At 42.6% G+C, this 20289-nt stretch carries 22 protein-coding genes and 1 pseudogene; 14 read left to right on the top strand and 9 right to left on the bottom strand.

Features of this window, described 5'->3' with window-relative positions; all coding sequences use genetic code 11:
• Positions 1-100: 100 nt before the first annotated feature.
• Positions 101-241: pseudogene (locus tag H6F41_RS19320) on the bottom strand (DUF4160 domain-containing protein); the annotation flags it as partial.
• 128 nt (positions 242-369) lie between these two features.
• Here H6F41_RS19320 and H6F41_RS03555 point away from each other — a divergent pair.
• Both H6F41_RS03555 and H6F41_RS03550 read left to right on the top strand, forming a co-directional pair.
• Complete coding sequence (locus H6F41_RS03555; RefSeq protein ID WP_190402104.1) at positions 370-2328, top strand: CHASE2 domain-containing protein; 1959 nt, start codon at positions 370-372, stop codon at positions 2326-2328.
• 21 nt (positions 2329-2349) lie between these two features.
• The gene (locus tag H6F41_RS03550) at positions 2350-3060 is read left to right on the top strand and encodes a ComF family protein (protein WP_190402103.1); all 711 of its coding nucleotides are present in this window, start codon (positions 2350-2352) and stop codon (positions 3058-3060) included.
• A gap of 25 nt (positions 3061-3085) precedes the next feature.
• Here the strand turns inward: H6F41_RS03550 and H6F41_RS03545 are convergent, their stop codons facing one another.
• Together H6F41_RS03545 and H6F41_RS03540 are read right to left on the bottom strand one after the other, a co-directional pair.
• The gene (locus tag H6F41_RS03545) at positions 3086-3409 is read right to left on the bottom strand and encodes a DUF1825 family protein (protein WP_190402102.1); all 324 of its coding nucleotides are present in this window, start codon (positions 3407-3409) and stop codon (positions 3086-3088) included.
• A 250-nt stretch (positions 3410-3659) separates the two neighbouring features.
• The gene (locus H6F41_RS03540; RefSeq protein WP_190402101.1) at positions 3660-3914 is read right to left on the bottom strand and encodes a hypothetical protein; all 255 of its coding nucleotides are present in this window, start codon (positions 3912-3914) and stop codon (positions 3660-3662) included.
• Between the two features lie 245 nt (positions 3915-4159).
• Here H6F41_RS03540 and moeB point away from each other — a divergent pair, with 245 nt between their 5' ends.
• Positions 4160-5332, top strand: coding sequence for a molybdopterin-synthase adenylyltransferase MoeB (gene moeB / locus H6F41_RS03535; RefSeq protein ID WP_190402100.1), 1173 nt, complete (start codon positions 4160-4162; stop codon positions 5330-5332).
• Between the two features lie 55 nt (positions 5333-5387).
• Here moeB and H6F41_RS03530 read toward each other — a convergent pair whose 3' ends face one another.
• Positions 5388-6284, bottom strand: a complete 897-nt coding sequence (locus H6F41_RS03530) for a branched-chain amino acid ABC transporter permease (RefSeq protein ID WP_190402099.1) — start codon at positions 6282-6284, stop codon at positions 5388-5390.
• A gap of 58 nt (positions 6285-6342) precedes the next feature.
• Here H6F41_RS03530 and H6F41_RS03525 point away from each other — a divergent pair, with 58 nt between their 5' ends.
• The 5 genes from H6F41_RS03525 to H6F41_RS03505 all read left to right on the top strand — a co-directional run bounded on the left by H6F41_RS03525 (position 6343) and on the right by H6F41_RS03505 (position 11173).
• Positions 6343-8361, top strand: a complete 2019-nt coding sequence (locus tag H6F41_RS03525) for a serine/threonine-protein kinase (RefSeq protein ID WP_190402098.1) — start codon at positions 6343-6345, stop codon at positions 8359-8361.
• A 260-nt stretch (positions 8362-8621) separates the two neighbouring features.
• Positions 8622-10052 carry a F0F1 ATP synthase subunit beta gene (atpD, locus tag H6F41_RS03520; protein ID WP_190402097.1) on the top strand — a complete coding sequence of 477 codons (1431 nt, stop codon included), beginning with the start codon at positions 8622-8624 and terminating at the stop codon, positions 10050-10052.
• A 117-nt stretch (positions 10053-10169) separates the two neighbouring features.
• Positions 10170-10574, top strand: a complete 405-nt coding sequence (gene atpC / locus H6F41_RS03515) for an ATP synthase F1 subunit epsilon (RefSeq protein WP_190402096.1) — start codon at positions 10170-10172, stop codon at positions 10572-10574.
• A gap of 174 nt (positions 10575-10748) precedes the next feature.
• Positions 10749-10943 (top strand): hypothetical protein, encoded by a 195-nt coding sequence (locus H6F41_RS03510; RefSeq protein ID WP_190402095.1) that lies wholly within the window; start codon positions 10749-10751, stop codon positions 10941-10943.
• Entirely contained in the window at positions 10940-11173 is a 234-nt protein-coding gene (locus tag H6F41_RS03505; RefSeq protein ID WP_190402094.1) for a hypothetical protein, read from the top strand. The genes H6F41_RS03510 and H6F41_RS03505 overlap by 4 nt, the downstream gene beginning before the upstream one ends.
• Here H6F41_RS03505 and H6F41_RS03500 read toward each other — a convergent pair.
• Both H6F41_RS03500 and H6F41_RS03495 read right to left on the bottom strand, forming a co-directional pair.
• Positions 11170-12381, bottom strand: coding sequence for an RNA polymerase sigma factor SigF (locus H6F41_RS03500; protein ID WP_322095868.1), 1212 nt, complete (start codon positions 12379-12381; stop codon positions 11170-11172). The two genes, H6F41_RS03505 and H6F41_RS03500, sit on opposite strands and share 4 nt — an antisense overlap.
• Before the next feature lie 181 nt (positions 12382-12562).
• Complete coding sequence (locus H6F41_RS03495) at positions 12563-13786, bottom strand: molybdopterin molybdotransferase MoeA (protein WP_190402093.1); 1224 nt, start codon at positions 13784-13786, stop codon at positions 12563-12565.
• Positions 13787-13845: 59 nt separating this feature from the next.
• Here H6F41_RS03495 and trmD point away from each other — a divergent pair, with 59 nt between their 5' ends.
• Positions 13846-14514 carry a tRNA (guanosine(37)-N1)-methyltransferase TrmD gene (trmD, locus tag H6F41_RS03490; protein WP_190402092.1) on the top strand — a complete coding sequence of 223 codons (669 nt, stop codon included), beginning with the start codon at positions 13846-13848 and terminating at the stop codon, positions 14512-14514.
• 54 nt (positions 14515-14568) lie between these two features.
• Here trmD and H6F41_RS03485 read toward each other — a convergent pair whose 3' ends face one another.
• The gene (locus H6F41_RS03485; RefSeq protein WP_190402091.1) at positions 14569-14904 is read right to left on the bottom strand and encodes a hypothetical protein; all 336 of its coding nucleotides are present in this window, start codon (positions 14902-14904) and stop codon (positions 14569-14571) included.
• A gap of 274 nt (positions 14905-15178) precedes the next feature.
• On the opposite strand from H6F41_RS03485, the gene H6F41_RS03480 reads away from it, so the two are divergent.
• The 3 genes from H6F41_RS03480 to H6F41_RS03470 all read left to right on the top strand — a co-directional run bounded on the left by H6F41_RS03480 (position 15179) and on the right by H6F41_RS03470 (position 17055).
• Positions 15179-16120 carry an NAD-dependent epimerase/dehydratase family protein gene (locus H6F41_RS03480; protein ID WP_190402090.1) on the top strand — a complete coding sequence of 314 codons (942 nt, stop codon included), beginning with the start codon at positions 15179-15181 and terminating at the stop codon, positions 16118-16120.
• A gap of 64 nt (positions 16121-16184) precedes the next feature.
• Positions 16185-16634: a hypothetical protein gene (locus H6F41_RS03475; RefSeq protein ID WP_190402089.1), complete on the top strand. Its 450-nt coding sequence runs from the start codon at positions 16185-16187 to the stop codon at positions 16632-16634.
• 1 nt (position 16635) lies between these two features.
• Entirely contained in the window at positions 16636-17055 is a 420-nt protein-coding gene (locus H6F41_RS03470; RefSeq protein WP_190402088.1) for a hypothetical protein, read from the top strand.
• Between the two features lie 160 nt (positions 17056-17215).
• On the opposite strand, the gene H6F41_RS03465 is transcribed toward H6F41_RS03470, so the two are convergent.
• Positions 17216-17356, bottom strand: coding sequence for a hypothetical protein (locus tag H6F41_RS03465; RefSeq protein ID WP_190402087.1), 141 nt, complete (start codon positions 17354-17356; stop codon positions 17216-17218).
• 81 nt (positions 17357-17437) lie between these two features.
• Here H6F41_RS03465 and nadC point away from each other — a divergent pair, with 81 nt between their 5' ends.
• The gene (nadC, locus tag H6F41_RS03460) at positions 17438-18304 is read left to right on the top strand and encodes a carboxylating nicotinate-nucleotide diphosphorylase (protein WP_190402086.1); all 867 of its coding nucleotides are present in this window, start codon (positions 17438-17440) and stop codon (positions 18302-18304) included.
• Between the two features lie 22 nt (positions 18305-18326).
• Positions 18327-19250, top strand: coding sequence for a bile acid:sodium symporter family protein (locus H6F41_RS03455; protein ID WP_322095869.1), 924 nt, complete (start codon positions 18327-18329; stop codon positions 19248-19250).
• Positions 19251-19277: 27 nt separating this feature from the next.
• On the opposite strand, the gene H6F41_RS03450 is transcribed toward H6F41_RS03455, so the two are convergent.
• Entirely contained in the window at positions 19278-20285 is a 1008-nt protein-coding gene (locus tag H6F41_RS03450; RefSeq protein WP_190402084.1) for a DNA cytosine methyltransferase, read from the bottom strand.
• Between the last annotated feature and the right edge of the window lie 4 nt (positions 20286-20289).

Raw genomic sequence — 20289 nt, 5'->3', positions numbered from 1 at the left:
AAGTGGCTCAATTAGTCTCACAGTAATTAGTTCGGATATGGTGATTCTTAGAATCTTCCCATTAGTTCGGATATGTGTAAATAATTCTGCATGGCTACTTATTCTGAGCAAGTTCAATCGTTGGTTCTAGCCAAAATTTAGCTTCACCGTTTTGAGATTGAACATGAACGTGCATTCTCGATTCTTCTCTGGAGAAAAAGTAAAAACGGTAGCCGTCTTTACGAAACACAGTTGGACTCATTGACTCAGGATTTGGGGTAGACCACCACTTCAAATTCTAACTTATAAGTTAAGGTGATTAGCGAGCGTCCATATATAGGTCTATTTTTCTAATTAGGATAAAATCTTGACCTAGTACAGCAAAAAAATATGATGCAAGCCAAGATTAAACAAAAATTAAAAGCTTTATCTAGCCCTAAATTTATTGGCTATGCATTGGTGGGCGCGATCGCAATTTTGAGTGCGATCGCAACTAAGTCGGAGCTAGATTTAGTCCATAACCTTGAAAGGCAGACGCAATCAGCATTTTTTTACTGGCGTGGCACAATTACACCGCCCAAAGATATCGTGATTTTGGCGATTGATGATATCTCTTTGCGCCAAGGCGAGTTTTATAATCCCAAAACCCGTCCATTTTTAGAACCATTTCGGACAACCACATGGAAGCGTGTTGTTTATGCTCAAGTGTTGGAAAAATTAGTCAAGGCAGGCGCGAAGGTAGTCGCCTTTGATATTTTGTTTGTCACCCCTGGCGATCATGGTGAAGCAGATGATCAAAAACTGCAAACTGCGATCGCAAAATATGGTGATCGGGCAGTATTTGCAGCTAGTTATGAATTCACACAAATCGGTGATGCGAATATGATTCAGCTTGCCGCACCCGATGCTATTTTTCAGCTTAAACCGAATACTTTGGGGCTAATTAATTTTCAACCCGAAGTCACAGGCAATATTCACAGACTCGGTGTCACCCCACCCGCCGATAGCGGTTTGCCAGTTTTGCCAACCTTTGCTGCTTCTATTTTGAACGTGGCAAAAATTAATTATCCTGAGCCGAAAGGGGATGGAATTTATTTTTTGGGAGGCGCGGATACATGGGCAAATGCTCAGCAGCAAATTCCATTCTATTATGTTGTTGATCCAGAGAATTGGAATAGCGATCAGTTACAAGGCGGCAAATTCTTTAAGGATAAGATTGTTTTAATCGGTGCAACTGCCGCATCAAAGCAGGATATCCAGAATTCGGCGGTAGGGAGAATGGCAGGAATTGAAATTCATGCTAATGCGATTGCCACGCTGATGCAGGGTAAAAGTATGGCAAACCTGTTCCCTAGCTCAACGCAACAGGCTATTTTTACGCTTTTGTTAGTGGGCATATCGGGAGGGATTTTATGTTTATTCAAACGTCCCAACACCCAAATTTTAGCGGCACTTGGGACGGCGATGGGTTGGTTTGCCATTGGCTATGTTTGCTTCATCTATACCAGTACCATCCTCCCTGTGGCAATTCCTGCGATCGCAATTGGACTAAGTGGGATCACCCTCTTAACTACGGGGTCAATCTCTGCCCAACTGGATAAAATCTTATTAAGGCGTACCTTGGAACGCTATGTTGCTGCGCCAATTGTGGAAGAAATTGTCAATCAACCCGACAGCTTTCGTGACTTACTCGAAGGACGTACCATTAAAGCCGCAGTGCTTTTTTCTGATATTCGTGGTTTTACTACCCTCTCTAGCCGTCTTCCTGCCAAATTATTAATTCAACAATTAAATACTTATTTGGGGGGGATGGTTGATGCAATTTTGGAATGTCAAGGCACAATTGATAAATTCATTGGTGATGCGATCATGGCAGAATTTGGCTCTCCAGTGTCGCGAGGCGAAAAAGCAGATGCCATGAATGCGATTAATGCCGCTCTCCAGATGCGGGTAACATTAATGGAACTTCGCAAAAGTTGGTATGCAAATAAGCAGATTCCATTTTCTAATGGAATTGGTATTAACTATGGTGAAGTTACTGTCGGTAACATTGGTTCAACCCGTCGTCTTGAATATGCTGTCATCGGTGATACGGTGAATGTGGCAAGCCGTGTGGAAGGGATGACGAAGGATCTGGGTACAGATATTTTGATTACCGATGCTCTGTACAAAATTGTTAAGGATGAAATTGAGGTAATTGACTTTGGGGAACATGCTCTCAAGGGTCGAGTGGGAGTTGTACATCTGTATGGATTGATTGGGCTAAAGGGTTGCGATCGCAATATTTATGCTCAAGTCCAACAGGATCTCCAGAAAAACACTATGGTAATTGATGCGCTCAAGCATTAAACCCGTACTTAACTAATCCCTATGCAGTGGTTCAAATCCTTTGGCAGCAGCTTGATTAATCTCACTAAAGATGCACTGTGGCAAGCTAACTGCCCATTATGTAAGCGTCCTGCGGATTTCATTTTATGCAAAGACTGCGATCGGCAAATTACCGCCTGTCAAGCTTCTGCATTTCTCCAGTCCGATCACCCAATTTCGCCAAAGATTCCGCTTTATAGTTGGGGGATTTATGACGGTGCATTAAGGCGAGCAATTTCTACATGCAAATATGAAAACCATCCCGAAATCATGGATGCGATCGCAATCAAAATTGCTGACCAATGGCAAAGATCATTTCACAAACAAACATTCACCCAAAAGTCACAAAAGCTAACGGTGATCCCCATTCCTCTCCATGACAACAAATTAAAATCTAGAGGCTTTAACCAAGCGGAAATACTGGCACGCCGCTTCTGCGCTTTGACTGACTTGACCTGCTATCCCCAATTGTTGCACCGAGTTAAGGATACCAAGCCACAAATGCAGACCAATAACAAACAAGAACGCGCCCAAAACCTAGCAAATGCTTTTACGACTTCTGCCCCCCGCCATAGCCGCACTACCAATTTGCGATCGGTAATTCTATTTGATGATATCTATACCACTGGCACGACCATCCGCGAAGCGATCGCAACGCTGACGGCTAGCAATTTTGCTGTGCGTGGTGTGATTGTACTAGCGCGTACCAAATAACAAAAATTGCATCTTAGATTGCATCTTAATTGTGCAGTTCTAGTTCGCTTTTCATTTTTTCCAGCGTCATATTCATCTGGTCAAACATCTGCTGAGGGGTGATTCCAAAATTGCCGAGCTGATTTTCTAACTGCTTGAGAGTCATCTGCGCCATGAAATCATCGGATAGTTCAAAGCGTTTCATAAAAATTTTGTAACGATCCATCATCTCTTCCATCTTCTCAATGAAGAGAATCTTGCCCTCACGATCAAATTTGCCATAGCTACCACCAAGCTGAGTTAGGGCTTGATAGTCTTGAAACAAATGACGGGCCTCATCTTGGACAATCTCAGAATCAAAAAATGCCATTTTAATGCTCTGGTTAACTTGACTAACTATTCTAATTTTACAAGCTAGATCAAGTTTACATAAGTTAACTGAAGTGGTGATATCACACCCTTGATTTCTATCGGTTATACCAAAAACCAAAAAACTAGTATAGCTGTAGCCGTTTTTATTAGGCCAAGCCCCAAAACCCAAAAGAGAGTTGCGGCGCGAAGCGCCGCAACTCTCTTTTGGGTTTTACTTGGCTGTAGCTAGTAGCTTTTTGGGTTTTTGTTTAGGTCATAATTGGTACGGCGCGATCGCTTTTTCGTGGCAAATATCGAACGGAAACCCGTTGTAAGCCACACTTTTCTTCAAGTTCATGCACATAATCGACCGCTTCGCCTTCATGCTCTCGATTATCAAGACTTTCCAGCACTTGCAAAATTTCAGAGTCTAAACCAGGCTGTCCGATAAATAAGTGCATTAGAGTTTCACAATTATCATCGTCAGGGTAGATGGGAATGTAGTAAATGTAAGGAGTTTCCATAGGTTATATGTTAGCGCTCTGTTGGTATTGCCTAGATGCAGTCATACTTTAGTTGGCAATTTAAACTTTTGTAAATCTTAGATCGTAGTTACGGCATTTAAACCAACTGCAACAAAGATACTACATTGCATTACAGCGTAAACTAGGAATCTACAATAGAAATATAAAAACACACCAAATCAGCATAGGCGATCAATTTGCGATCGCGAATGTTGTTGATCATTCAGGTGCGACTCATCTAAATCATGCTCAACCCAGACCCAAATACAATTCAACTCACCCAAGATGACTACGAGCGTTACTCGCGTCACCTTATCTTGCCTGAGGTTGGTGTAGAAGGACAAAAGCGACTCAAGGCTGCCAGCGTACTGTGTATCGGTACGGGTGGCTTGGGCGCACCTTTGTTGTTATACCTCGCCGCCGCAGGTGTCGGACGCATTGGCATCGTAGACTTTGATGTCGTAGATACCTCTAACCTGCAACGTCAGATTATTCACGGCACTAGTACCGTTGGTAAACCCAAGATCGAGTCGGCCAAAGCACGCATTTTGGAAATCAATCCCTATTGCCAGATTGATCTGTACAACACGCATCTATCCTCAGTCAATGCTCTGGAGATCATGGCTCCCTATGACATCGTTGTTGATGGTACGGATAACTTCCCCACACGCTATCTCGTCAATGATGCCTGCGTATTGCTCAATAAGCCTAACGTCTACGGCTCGATCTTCCGTTTTGAAGGGCAAGCAACGGTATTTAACTATGAAGGTGGTCCCAACTACCGCGATCTCTATCCAGAGCCACCACCACCTGGATTAGTTCCCTCTTGCGCTGAAGGCGGTGTTCTTGGAATTTTGCCTGGTATTATCGGCGTAATCCAAGCCACTGAAACCGTGAAGATTATTCTCGGTCAAGGTAATACCCTCAGTGGTCGTCTGTTGCTTTACGATGCCTTAAAGATGACTTTCCGCGAGCTAAAGCTTCGTCCTAACCCAGTTCGTCCTGTCATCGAGAAATTGATTGATTATCAGGAATTCTGTGGTATCCCTCAACAAAAACAAACTGAAATGGAAGCACAACAGGCAATCCCCGAAATCACGGTTAAAGAACTCAAAGAGATCATTGATGCTGGCACAGCCGACTATCTGATCGTCGATGTGCGGAATCCTAATGAGTGGGACATTGGTGTTATTCCTAATACAGTGCTAGTACCTTTGCCAGAAATCGAAAATGGCGGTGGCGTAGAAAAGGTCAGGTCACTGCTTGGCGATAAGAAGCTAATTGCCCATTGCAAAATGGGTGGACGTTCGATGAAAGCCTTGGGGATCTTGAAGCAAGCTGGCATTCAAGGAACTAATGTACAGGGTGGGATCAACGCATGGAGCGATCAAATCGATCCGTCAGTTCCCAAATATTAAAACAACATAAAAACAAAAAGAGAAAGGGCGCTGAGCGCCCTTTCTCTTTTTGTTTTTAACGGTTTAAAGTTAATTCCTTTTTATTGCCTAAAATGCCCTGTGGTCGCCACACCATTAATAAAATTAGGGTAATGCCGATCAGAATTAATTGAATTGCCTCAAATCGCCCACCATCGGCGCGTAGTTGCTCAGGGAGAAACCTTGGTAGAGCATTGTAGAACTGAAATATTGCTGCACCTAAAATAACGCCAAGATTACTACCTGCACCGCCGATCGTGATAATTGTCCATGCTTGGAAAGTAATCAGAGGGACAAAATTATCAGGGTAAACGGTAGTTAATTGCCAAGCGTAGAAAGAGCCAGCGAGTCCACCAATTGCGCCGCCGATCGCAAAAGCTTGTAATTTGTACCAAAATACATTTTTGCCCAAAGCCTTGACTACTTCTTCATCTTCACGAATTGCCTTAAGCACTCGTCCCCAAGGCGATCGGACTAGCCACTCTAAACGCCAATAGACAACCGCAACAACCGCAAGTAAAAGAGCTGCTAGTACAAAGGAATAGTATTGTCGGGGAATTAAATCAACTAAAGGCAGTGGAAAGTCCTGCACACCCCTTGTGCCTCTGGTCAGCCATTCCTCGTTATTCACAAATAGGCGTACCATCTCTGATACACCAATAGTAACGATGCCGAGATAGTCTTCGCGAAGTTTCAAGGCAGTGCTACCAATAATGACCCCTAGTAAACCTGCGATCGCAGATGCAATCAGAAAGGCAAAAAAACAAGGAACTCCATTGAGGCTAAGTAATACAGTTGTGTAGGCTCCGACCGTCATAAAGGCAACATGACCGAAGTTAACTAACCCTGCAAATCCCCATTGCAGATTTAGTCCGAGACTAAACAGCGCAAAAATTGCCGCATTAATGAAGAGTGTTGTGATGTATTCGATCATGAATTAAGTGACTGCACTAGCGATATAGTAAGTCTAGACTGGTACGTTTTAAAACACCATGCGTCTATGTATTAACCCCAACTGTCCTAGCCCTGATCATCCTGATAATGCTAATGAGCTGACATGTCGGGGATGTGGCTCTGATTTATGGATTGATGATACCTACGAGGTCACTAAACTACTGAGCGATTCGGGGGGGTTTGGCATGATCTACGAGGCGATTGATCGCCATGGCAAAACTAAAATTTTAAAGATTCTCAAACAGGAATTGAATGAGGATAGTAAGTCTGTGTCCCTATTTCAGCAAGAAGCATTTGTATTGGGGCAGATTGAACATGCGGGTATTCCCAAAATTGATGGCTATGTGCATCATCATTTGGCCAATGGGACGATGCTGCATGGGATTGTCATGCAAAAAATTGAAGGTCTGAACCTCGAAGAATGGATCAATCAACGCGATAAAAAACCGATTGCCCAAAAACGCGCCATTGTATGGATGCGGCAATTGGTAGACATTTTAGCGGTGGTGCATCGCAATAAATATTTTCACCGTGATATTAAGCCCGCCAATATTATGTTGTCGCCATCGGGACAATTAGTTTTAATTGATTTTGGGACAGCCCGTGAAGCCACACATACTTATCTTGCCAAGATTGGTGGGGTGCAGGGGATAACGAGTATCTGCTCAGTGGGCTACACTGCACCCGAACAGGAGAAGGGTTTTGCTGTGCCGCAGTCAGACTTTTATGCCCTTGGCTGTACGCTGATCCATTTAGTAACAGGCAAATATCCCCTTGATACCTACAATCCCGATCGCGATATGTTTGAGTGGCGATCGCACGCTCCTGATATTTCCGAGGAATTTGCGGATTTAATCGATGCCATGATTGCGCGTAAACCGAATGATCGCCCGATTAATTGTGAAGCAATCCTCAATATACTCAAGGAAATTGAGCAAATTGATAAACTGGCCCCCAATGGAAAGGCTCATGCCAAGCGTAAATTGGTTAAACAGGCTATTAAAGAATCAACTCGTCGTCCCACCTCCCCAATTTTATTGACGGTATCGGTGTTTATTGCTGCCTGTGTGGGCTTGAGTATTGGCACATTAATTAAAGTTTCGGCACTTGGCAGCTTTGAGGAAATTAGTATTCAATTACCTGTATTTCAACAAAAAAGATTAACGCCCACTAAATTTTTACAAGCCCACACGGATGCCGTCCAAAGTGTGGCACTCAGTCCCAATGGCAAGATGATTGCCAGTGCCAGCGATGACGGCACTGTGAAAATTTGGGATTTGGCGGGGGATAGCGCAGTACCAACTAAGCAAATTAAAGATCAGGGGGGATGGGTACGCTCGGTGGTATTCCTGTCCGATCGGCAAATTATCACCGCAGGTCAGGATAAAAACATCAAAATTATCGATCTTGCCTCAGGTAAAGTTGCTAAAACCCTAACGGGACATACCAATTTAATTAATAGTATTGCGATCGCAAAAGCTAGAGATCTCTTAGTGAGTGGCAGCTATGACAATACAGTTAATATTTGGCAAATCTCGACAGGAAAATTATTGCGATCGCTAAAAGGACATAAAGATCGGGTGTGGGGTGTAGCCGTTTCCCCTGACGGCAAACTTGCAGTCAGTGCTAGCCGTGATAAAACCTTAAAAGTCTGGGAGATCAGCACAGGCAAAACCTTACAAACTTTGGTCGGACATGAGGACGCAGTTACCTGCGTATTGGTCACCCCTGATGGTAAGCAGGTGATCAGCGGTGGCAATGACAAATTAATTCGCGTCTGGGACATTGCCTCAGGCAAACAACTCTACAGCCTCGCTGCCCATGAGGATGGCATCGGCGCGATCTCAATTACTAGTGATGCCAAATATCTGATCAGTGGCAGCAAAGATAGTCCTAACTCCATTCGTTTATGGAATCTGCAAACTCGAGCCTCAATCTGGAACTTGATTGGTCATACCGATTTAGTCACCTCCATGGTCTTGACTAACGATAACCTCCAGTTAATTACGGGCAGTCAAGACCGCAATGTTGATATTTGGGAAATTCCTGCGTTATAGGCATCCAAACCGATTGCCATTAAGAAAATCAACTGTCCCATCACAGAAAATCTCATCGTTTTCGGTAAACCAACGATCTTTCGATCCCCATTAAATGATATTTTGAGAAGCGGTTAGCTTTATATGTGAGTGCAAAAAAGTTAAACTCTTAGAGTTTGATTTTATTGATGTATTGCATTTTCTTGCATATATCTTCTTGCACGTCATTTCATTGCAAATTTTTTAGATTCTGAGTTAAGAGGCTGGAGTAAACAGCAAGCATGGTAACAACCGCAGAGAAAGTATCAGTCGGGCGCATCACCAAGATCATCGGTCCTGTGGTCGATGCCGAATTCCCCAGTGGCAAAATCCCCGAAATTTATAACGCCGTTGTCGTAACTGGCACAAACTCCGCAGGACAAGTCATTAATGTCACCTGTGAAGTTCAACAATTATTAGGCGATAACCAAGTTCGTGCTGTTGCAATGAGTACCACTGACGGCATCGTTAGAGGTATGGATGTAACCGATACAGGCGCACCGATTAGTGTTCCTGTTGGTCCTAACACCCTTGGTAGGATCTTCAATGTATTAGGCGAACCTATTGATGAGTTAGGTCCTGTTACCACTGAAGAAAAATTCCCTATTCACCGTCCATCCCCTGCATTCACTAGCTTAGAAACCAAACCTAGCACCTTTGAAACGGGCATTAAGGTTATTGACCTTCTCGCTCCCTATCGTCGTGGCGGCAAAATTGGTCTATTCGGTGGTGCTGGTGTCGGCAAAACCGTATTAATTCAAGAATTAATTAACAACATCGCCAAAAAGCACTCTGGTGTGTCGGTGTTTGGTGGTGTAGGCGAGCGTACCCGCGAAGGTAATGACCTCTACAACGAAATGAAGGAGTCGGGCGTACTTCAGTACCTCGCTCTCGTTTATGGTCAAATGAACGAGCCACCCGGAGCGCGTATGCGTGTCGGTCTAACAGCTTTGACTATGGCTGAGTATTTCCGCGATGTCTCTAAGCAAGACGTATTGTTGTTCATCGACAATATTTTCCGCTTTACTCAAGCTGGTTCCGAAGTGTCAGCGCTACTTGGTCGTATGCCTTCGGCTGTAGGTTATCAACCCACCTTGGCGACGGACATGGGTGCTTTGCAAGAGCGCATCACTTCAACCCTCGAAGGTTCGATTACCTCTGTACAAGCGGTATATGTACCTGCCGATGACTTGACTGACCCCGCTCCTGCAACCACCTTTGCTCACTTGGATGCAACCACCGTATTGTCTCGTGGTTTGGCTTCTAAGGGTATTTATCCTGCGGTTGACCCCCTCGATTCTTCTTCGACCATGTTGCAGCCTGGTATCGTCAGTGACGAGCATTACCGTGTTGCCCGTGGCGTACAAGCTATTCTTCAGCGTTACAAAGAACTTCAAGATATCATCGCCATTTTGGGTCTTGACGAACTTTCTGAAGAAGACAAATTGGCTGTAGCCCGCGCCCGTAAGATTGAGCGTTTCTTGTCTCAGCCTTTCTTCGTTGCCGAAGTATTTACTGGTTCTCCTGGTAAGTATGTCACCCTCGAAGAAAGCATCACTGGTTTCGATCGCATCCTTAAGGGTGAACTCGATGATCTACCTGAGCAAGCTTTCTACCTTGTTGGCAACATCGAAGAAGCGATTGAAAAGGCTGCAAAGCTCAATTCTAAGTAGATGTTTAGCTATTAGCGTTTAGCTGTTAGCGTTTAGCTCCTGAAAAAGCTAACGGCTAACGGCTAGCAGCTAACAGCCTCCCTAACTAATAGCTAAAAATTAATCGTTAATTTTAAAATGACCCTAACTGTAAAAGTAATTTCCCCAGATACAACAATTCTGGATACTGTCGCAGAGGAAGTGATTTTACCTAGTTCCACGGGGCAATTGGGTATCTTGACCGATCACGCTCCTCTGATTTCGGCACTCGAAATAGGTGTATTACGTTTTCGTAAAGATAAAGCTTGGTCTGCGATCGCTCTTACGGGTGGTTTTGCTGAAGTTGAAGAAAACGAAGTCACTGTTTTAGTGCGTAGTGGCGAATTAGGCAGTGCCATTAATGCTGATGATGCTCGTAAAAAACTGGAAGAAGCTGAGCAGGCTTTGGCTGGTGTTAAGGCTGAAGATAAGCAAGGCAAAATTCAGGCTGAGCAAAATTTGCGGATGGCTCGCGCTAGAGTGCAAGCAACTACTCCTATCTAGCAATGCTTCTCGTCAAGCAAAAATATTTACTCAACAAAAAAGCGATCGCATTGCGATCGCTTTTTTTGTTATTTGTTTGAGATTCCCAAGAATAAAGGAAAAAGAATATCATTTCCTCTAATTAATAATTTGCATTCTAACAGCATATTATCAACAAGTTAAAATTGAGGAAGCATGACAGACAATAAAAAATATCGTATTCAGCTAGAAGGTCAATACAAAGCACTGGATGAACATCTACAAAAACTTGCAAAAGAAAGAGAAAAAACGACTGAGAATCAAGATTTAGGTTTAATAGCCCATTGGGAGAAGACAGTAGCCAATTGTCATAATCAAATTGCAAAGTTAGAAAGGAGACTCAAGAAATGAATACTACATATAAACAGCCAATCGATCGCCTCAAACGTCATATGGCAGAGTATCAACCACAGCTACAAAGAGCGATCGCAGCGATCGCAGTGCTAGAGCATAGCGATCCTGAGTCTGATGAATTTTGTCATGCGCTTGCCGATCTCCATGTCTGCTCCACAATCCTTGAGCCATATTCTGAAGGAATGCTAGAAGCAATTGAGCAGTTTACCGAAGAATCCGAAATTTAATCAATAGGTGTAGCTAAAATCTTTTTGAGAGCAATTAAGCCTTTTTTGAGTTGCCGTGAAACGGTAACAGCACTAATGCCCAGAGTTTCAGCAACTTCACGATGGGTAAATTCTTTTAGAAATACAAACTCAACTACTTCACGGGTGCGATCTTCTAATAAATCTAGAGCTTGTTGGAGACGAATGTTATCTTCTTGAGCAAGTTGAAAACTTTGATATTTTTGATCAGTGACGAGATCGCCGATGGAAGTAGAACTATCTTCACCTTGATCAATTGGCGTATCGAGACTGAGGGGAGAACGGTTTTGACAGGCGAGCTTAATGTCATACCATTCATTGACGGTAATTCCTAGCTGAGTCGCAACCTCTTGGCTAGTTGCCTCGCGACCCGTTTCTGTTAATTTATTGCGAATAATCTTGCAGCCTTGATTGTAGGTGGTGAGCCATGCACGGGGCATTCTGACGGTGGGGCTTTTGTCTCGGAGGTAATGTTGGATTTCACCCTTGATATATGGCACGGCGAAAGAGCTAAACGCATTGCCCTTACTAACATCAAACCGCTCGATCGCATTGATGAGTCCGATTGAGCCGACCTGCATCAAATCTTCAAAGCTTTCTTGGCATTGGCTTTTCCAGTGATAGGCTTCTCGACGGACTAAGCCAATATTTAGATTGACTAGTTGATTACGTAGCTTAATGGAAGGATTGGCACGATAGGCTTGTAAAATTTCTAAGGTTTCGTGTTTGCGGGAGACAGTTATTTGCGTATCAACTTCTTCGGCGGCAGTTGGTTCGTTGCGATTGTCGAGATATTGTCTTTGCAAGAAATTTTCTAGGTGCTGATGAATATGCGATCGCGCAAATTCTGAAAAATTACAATCCTGATCACAGTTGAATTGCAATAATGCTTTTTTTAAGCCCTGTTTGCCAGCTTCTAATAATTCACGATCGCTAGATCGGCGCTCACCAACTCTTTGATTGCTTCTGCGACGTTCTGGGATATGACTGTCTAGAGGAGATTGCGATCGCAATTCTGTCGTAATGCCTTGATTAATTAACGATACTGGTAGAGAAATGATAGTTTCTCTAATTAATCCCATATGGATTTCGATAAGTTGCTGCTGGATAGTATCAGAGCAAGAAACTTTGTATTCCTGAAGAAGCCTGATGATCTTTTCATTAACTGAATTATTTTCATCCAATTGCATACGACAAACATCCTCAATGATGCAAGCAGCCCCAAATTAATCTTGATCCATTCGAGGATAGTTTTACAGACATTTGTTGTTTAACAATAGCTTTGTTACAGAGATCCGATTGCCTGATATCTTCGCTATTTGTCCTTCGATTATAGCGTTAACAATAGGTTAGCACCATGCGTGGGCTCCACTAAATTAACATGATGATGCATTCGTCACCCGCAGGTACATAGGTCTGATTGACACGCATCACAGCGAGGGAATTTGCCCCAATCACACTAATTAAATTACCAGAACTATAGTTTTTTACGGGCTGAAAAACTGGATGGCCTTTTTGATAGCTTAAGTGTCCCCACAAATAGGTTTCACGTCGTCCCTGCGCGTGCAGATCTTCAGTAGTAGTCGCTTTGATAAATTGTGGATACCAGTAGCTGGGATTACCGCCATTGAGTTTTGCAATCGCCCCACGGATAAATCGCCAGAAACTCATCATGCTGGAGACAGGGTTGCCGGGAACGCCAAAATATAGGATTTTGCCAATAGTTGCCACTGTTAGAGGTTTACCTGGTTTAATGGCGATGGATCGCACATGGATATCTGCACCTAAACTGGCTAATAATTCATCGATATAATCGTAGTCCCCGACGGAAACGCCGCCTGTGGAAATGACCAGATCGGCGGTGGCGATTGCCTGTTGCATCACCTCTATAAGTTTTGCTTTATGATCAGGGATTGCACCAAAGGTCATGGCGATCGCGCCTGATTGTGTGACCAGGGCGGATAGGGTATGGAGATTGGAGTCGATAATTTGTCCAGATTGCAGTGGGGATGAGCTATCAAGGCTAACTAATTCATTGCCTGTGGAAATGATCGCAATTTTGGGCTGACGATAGACTTTGATTTGCTGGCATCTAGCGGCGGCTAATGCGCCAATTTTGGTTGCGCCGATTTTTGTGCCTGCATTGATTAGCTTAGTTCCTGCGGTGATAAATTCGCCTTGATGTCGGACATATTCACCTTGGCTGGGTTTGGTCTTGAGATACAGAACATTATCAATGGGTTCAGTATCTTCCTGCATAATCACGGTATCCGCACCGATGGGTAATCTGCCACCTGTAAAAATACGCATACATTCACCTTGGGGCAATGTCTGGGCAATGGCGGATCCTGCGGGAATTTGGGCAGTTGCGATCGCAATTTTTAGTTCTGACAAATTGGCTAAATCGGCATAGCGCAAGGCATAGCCATCCATGGCGGAGTTATGCCAATGGGGAAAGTCTAGTGGGCTATGGATATCCTCGACTAAGATCCGATTTTGCGATCGCGATAGGTGAATAACTTCACTATCAAGTTCAGGATCAAAGGGCTGCACCAAATTTAAAATGATCTGCTCAACTTCAGCGACAGAAAACATAGCAACATTACCAATCTGAGCAAGGTATTTAGAGATGCCCTCTACTATAGAATTTATTTATGCGTATAGATATTGTCACCCTCTTTCCTGAATTTTTTACCTCACCTTTGCAGACAAGTCTGCTGGGTAAGGCAATCGCCAATCAAATTGCCGATGTATATTTGACTAATCCCAGAGATTTCACCACTGATAAACATCATCGGGTTGATGATGAACCCTATGGTGGCGGTGTGGGCATGTTGATGAAACCTGATCCTATTTTTGCGGCAGTGGAGTCGTTGCCAATTTTGCCCAAACGGGAAATTATCTACATGACTCCGCAGGGTGAGCCAATGAAACAGGAGCTGTTTAAGGAGCTTGCTAATTACGATCAATTAGTTCTCATTTGTGGCAGTTATGAAGGTGTTGATGAGAGGGTTTGTGAGCATCTTGTCACTCGCGAAGTTTCTCTTGGAGATTTTGTACTGACCTGTGGTGAAATTCCTGCGCTAGCTTTAATTAATGGAGTCGTGCGTTTACGTCCCGGAACAGTGGGTAAGGAAGATTCACTCAAATTTGAGAGTTTTGAAGATGGATTATTAGACTATCCGCAATACACAAGACCTCCTATTTTTCGAGGTTGGGAAGTGCCTGAAGTATTGCGATCTGGCAATCATAAGTTGATTGCAGAATGGAGAAAGGAACAGCAGCTTTTGAGAACCAAACAACGTCGTCCTGATTTGCTCTAGCAATCACTAGGGATTTGACTTTGTAGTTAACAAATATAGTTAACAAATTACTTTCTATAACTTCTTTTTAAGATTTTCTCTTAATTCACGAGCTTGAGCGTCATTATTACTAGCAATAGAAACAAAGATGATATATTCACCGTTTTGAGGAATACAAGCAATAGATGCGATAGATTGATTTGTCCGTCCAGTAAAACCTCCGCGTACTGCTCTAACTTCCTTCAATTTAAGTAAATTTAGGGCTTTACTGGCTTTGTCCAGACAAGCTTTATTTGAGCCAACTTCTTTCTTCCAAGAATTGTAGACCGAAGGGACTTCAGCAAAAGCAGGTAGGCTAAAGGCACTAATTGCTATCAATGAAGCAAAAACTGAGAGACTTTGACGGAGCATATTTTTATGAACATTTTTGCTATATCACCAAAATTTTATCGAACTTAATTAAGGCTGACAAGTGCCGTAATAAATTGCAAACAAAAAAGATAGCCGCAATTCTCATAATGAGAATTGCGGCTAGGCGAGTTTCGACTAGAATTGCTTGCAAATGTAAACTTAAAAAATCCAGCCTAATTATTGTTCGGCTATATTTCACTTTTGCTAGCCTATAGCCTATATAGAAAGTACAAAACGCTATATTCTGGGTTTAGTAAGTTAACAGAAAAGCTACATGAAAATCCTAGTAATGGGCGGCACGCGCTTTATCGGTGTTTCCCTTGTTAAGTTGTTGGTCGCTCAAGGGCATGAAGTAACCCTATTTAATCGTGGCAAAAAGCCCTCACCTGTGGCAGGACTACGCACTATCATTGGCGATCGCACTGATGCCCAACAATTAAAGGACAGATTAGGCAATGAAACCTTTGATGTTGTATTTGATAACAATGGTAGGGAGTTGAGTGATACTCAGCCCTTAGTTGAAATTTTTCGCGATCGCATTCAGCATTTTGTGTACATGAGTTCGGCAGGAGTCTACCTTGATAGCGATGTGCTGCCCTACGCTGAAACCGATGCTACCGATCCTAAAAGCCGCCACAAGGGCAAGCTAGACACAGAAGCTTATTTGCAACAGGTACGCACTGAATCAGAATTTCCTTACACATCAATTCGCCCTACCTATATCTATGGTCCGCAAAACTATAACGATGTAGAAGCATGGTTTTTTGATCGGATTGTGCGTGATCGCCCTATTCCCATCCCTGGTAATGGCAAATTTATTACCCAACTTGGTCACGTTGAGGATCTAGCTGCGGCGATGGTGGCAGTGCTTGGCAATCAAAAAGCGATTGGCGAAATTTACAATATTTCCGATCGCCGCTATGTCACCTTTACGGGGTTAGCCAAACAATGTGCGATCGCAATAGGTAAAGATCCGAGTCAATTGAACTTTGTCTACTACAATCCTAAGGACTTTGACTTTGGTAAAAAGAAAGCATTTCCTTTCCGTTTACAACATTTCTTCACTTCCGTAGATAAAGCCATTCAAGATCTCAACTGGCAACCCCAATACGATCTTGTCTCTGGATTAAAGACTTCCTTTGAGCAAGATTATCTTCCTTCCCATCGTGGACAGGCTGAAGCTGACTTCTCAACTGATGATCAAATTTTAAAATAATTAGAATCTAGAGATGGATTTACCTGCATAACGGGTAAATCCATCTCTGGGTTTATCTAAAACCATGCAAAAGCTTAAATCATTACCCTATGACTCGGTTATTTATCTGATTATTTTATTTGTCGCCTATGTTGTGGGGGGATATCTACTAGCTATTTACAATGTCAATCTAATTATTTTGATTGGAACTTATCTGGTTGTTCTCAGATTAGCGCAAACGGGAAGCTCCTCAATTGGAATTGCGATCGCATGGCTATCGACATGGTTTTGGGGAAGCGCGTTCCTCTGGGCAAGACCAATCAGCTTAGGTGATATTAGCGCTCAAAAAGTCGCATTATTGCTTCTATTGTGCTGGCTATTCTCAATGAGTAGCATTTTTTTGCTAGCTTTTGCCCATAAAAGAGTAGCAAAATTGGGGGGCAGTCAGACACAGACTGTATATGGATTAACTGGTTTGACATGGGGATCCATGACAATTGGTTGGTATGCATATCAATGGACATTAGGTATCTGAAATGAGTCAAGCTCCTAGAGGTTATACATCAAGAGATGCGGATTACTACATGCATCAAATCCCCTTAGAGACTTTAGAAAAGCTCAGTAACGATGAAAGAGATCAGCTCAAATCCATTTTTCGGAATGCACTGCCTAATACAACACCGAAAATAATTGACCTCCGTTTTGTTGTGGATCTGGTGTTTACGCGCTACTTTGTGGTGCTAATGATTGGCAAAGATCGCCGCAAACAGCAAAGACATTATGAGGTAAATGGTGTAACTAGAATTGCCAATATCATCGGTGCGGTTTTACTAATTATGGCGATGAGTTTATTAATTAGTGCAGTGACATTTCTATTGCTTTATCTACTCAAATCATCCGTAGGAATTGATATATTTTCAGGGCATATTACAGAGGTTCTATTCAAAAAAAAGTAGCATTGTTATTTTCATCTCCACAGTGTATGTTCGTGAACGTCCGAGAGTGTAAAGAGAGATGTGTCAATTCGGCACTGGGCAGTTAATTCGCGATCGACGTATTTTCGTCTTTTTTGCCTTCATTTAATGGACGTTTCAGCATCTAACCCCGATTAACTGATCAATGCCGAATTGTGCCGCCTGTTATGGCGATGATCTTGCCATTTTTATACTCATATTTGAGGTCTTGACTAGCTTCCCAATCCAGAAATTCCTCTGGCGATAGATAGCTAGTTTGATCAATGTGCGGTTGGACGATCATCGTGAGAGCCTCCTAAAATTTGAGGACTACTTGTTAGTGTTCAAGTTCTGTAACTATAATCGTCTAAAAAACGGCTAAGTAATGCTTCCTCCTTTTATTGTTTTAGATCCCATTCTGCAAGACTGGTTACGTGAAGATATTGGGCGTGGCGATCGCTCGACGGGTGGACTATTTCCCGATGGTAATGCACCCCTTGGTCAAGCGGTTTGGATTGCTAAAGCCGATGGCGTGATTGCTGGTTTACCGATCGCAGCGCGAGTATTTCAATTACTCGATCAAAATACTAGTTTTGTGGCGCTCGTCAAGGATGGTCAAACCGTTAAAGTTGGGGAAATCATTGCAGAGATTAATGGCAGTCTTGCTACCTTGCTCATGGGGGAACGGGTTGCTTTAAATTTGGTGATGCGGTTGTCTGGGATTGCCAGTGCGACTGCGGAATATGTAAGTGCGATCGCAAATATCAACACAAATACAAACACAAATCTAGTCGATACCCGCAAGACAATTCCGGGAATGCGCTTGTTAGAAAAATATGCCACTTTGGTTGGTGGTGCGATCAATCATCGCTATGGCTTAGATGATGCCGTAATGCTCAAGGATAATCACATTGCGGCGGCAGGTGGCATCACCGAGGCAGTGCGGCGAGTGCGCCAAAATATACCCTTCACGACATTGATTGAAGTAGAAACGGAGTCCTTTGAGCAAGTGCGGGAGGCTGTGAAGCTTAATCTCGATGTGATTATGTTAGATAACATGCCAGTAGAAATTATGCGTGAAGCAGTAGCAATAATTCGCGAGCATAGCCCACATACCAAAATTGAAGCTTCGGGGAATGTCACCCTCAGCTCAATTTCTGCGATCGCAGAAATTGGCGTTGATTATATTTCCACGTCGGCAATGGTGACACGCTCGACTTGGCTCGACATCAGTATGCGAATTAAGCAATAAGAAAACAAAAAATGGCGTAGCCATTTTTTGTTTTCTTATTGTTCTCACTATTTTCAATATCAATATTTTTATGCAAGAAAGTATCTTTACCACGGTTGTTTTGCCCGTTGCCTTGGCTTTAATCATGCTAGGCATGGGCTTATCATTAAAATTTGAGGATTTTCAACGGATTACTAAATATCCCAAAGCTGTCGCTGTCGGCTTAACGAGTCAGATTTTGCTATTACCAATCATTGGGTTTGGCATTACCCAAGTTGTTGTAATGCCACCTACGATCGCAGTGGGGTTGATGATGATTGCGATCGCACCTGGGGGCGTATCGTCAAACATGGTGACTTATCTGGCGGGGGGCGATGTGGCATTGTCGGTGACATTGACAGTATTTAGCAGCCTGATCACGATTGTGACCATTCCCATTTTGGCGAATTTAGCGCTCAATTATTTCATGGGACAGAATGCCACGATCTCATTACCGATTGCGGCAACCATGGGTCAGATCTTTCTGATTACGATTATTCCGATCGCCATTGGTATGTATATTCACTATCAGTTTCCCGACCTTGCCCGTAAGCTAGAAAAAGTAACTAGCCGCCTTGCGATCGCCTTTCTTGCTCTGATTATCCTGATTTTGCTAATAAGGGAATGGAGCCGTTTACCTGATTTTATTGTGCAGGCTGGCGCTGGCGTAGTTTTACTAAATCTATGCTCAATGACAGCAGGATTTGCGATTAGTAAGCTACTTAACCTAAATTTGCCGCAGCAAATCTGTGTGGCGGTTGAGGTGGGCATTCAGAATGGTACTTTAGCGATCGCTATTACCGCAGGAATTCTGGGCAATCAAGATATGGCGATTCCTGCGGCTATTTATAGCTTATTTATGTATTTGAGTGGGTTTGCGATGATTCTTCTGGGCAAAAATTTATCATCAAAAAGTGAGGTAGTTTAAACACTAAACTTGAGAGAATTATTTATATCAGACACTTATTAAACCTCTCTTTTTATTAGGGTTTATAGATATATTATTCTGAATATTTAAACAATTAACTAGCTGTGTAGCAACTCTCTGCACAACAGGAACCGCAACCGAATTGCCAAACTGTCTATACATTTGTGTACGAGAAACAGGAATAATAAAACTTTGAGGATATCCCATAATTGCTTTACATTCATTTTCACTTAGTAACCTAATTCCTGTCTCTCCACCTCTAACAAAAGTTCCAGTTAGTCTCTGAATTTTATGATAGGTAGAGCATAAAGTCTTGACCTGAATCTTAGAATTACGATCAATTAATTCTGGTTTACCATCATTTAGTTTAAATAAATATGCATCTTGTAAATGCTTAGATATGGAATATCCACTTATATTCTCTTCCACATGATTGCCTATAAATTCTTTATATAAAATTGGCTCAGAAAAATCAAAGTTAGGAACATCCGTAGAAACATCTTCAGATATTCCTACTATAAATATTCTTTTTCTAACCTGTGGTACTCCATAATCTTTGGCATCTAAAACACGCCAAAATACATGATATCTAACTTCAGGTTGACTACAAAAAAGATATTGACCATTGATCGATACAGACAAAGTATCTAATATGATTTTTAAGGTCTTGCCACCATCATGAGTGACTAATCCTTCCACATTTTCTAAAATAAAAGCTTTAGGTTGTTTCTCTTTTAATATTTTCACCACATCATAAAATAAAGTTCCTTGTGTGGGATGCTCAAAACCTTCTCGTTTACCAATTGAGCTAAAGGGTTGACATGGGAAACCAGCAGTTAATAAGTCAATATTAGGAATTGAAGCTGGATCAATTTTTGTAAGATCACCACTTGGAATATCGCCAAAGTTAGCCTTATAGGTCATCTGAGCATATTTGTCCCACTCAGAGGAGAAAACACATGTGCCACCAATACTTTCTAGGGCAAGTCTAAATCCACCGATACCAGCAAATAAATCGGCAAAAACAAAACTCATTTTA

The organism is Pseudanabaena mucicola FACHB-723 (assembly GCF_014696385.1).
Lineage (GTDB): Bacteria > Cyanobacteriota > Cyanobacteriia > Pseudanabaenales > Pseudanabaenaceae > Pseudanabaena.
The sequence above is the reverse complement of the archived record's forward strand: the minus strand, read 5'-3'. Positions and strand labels throughout refer to the sequence as shown.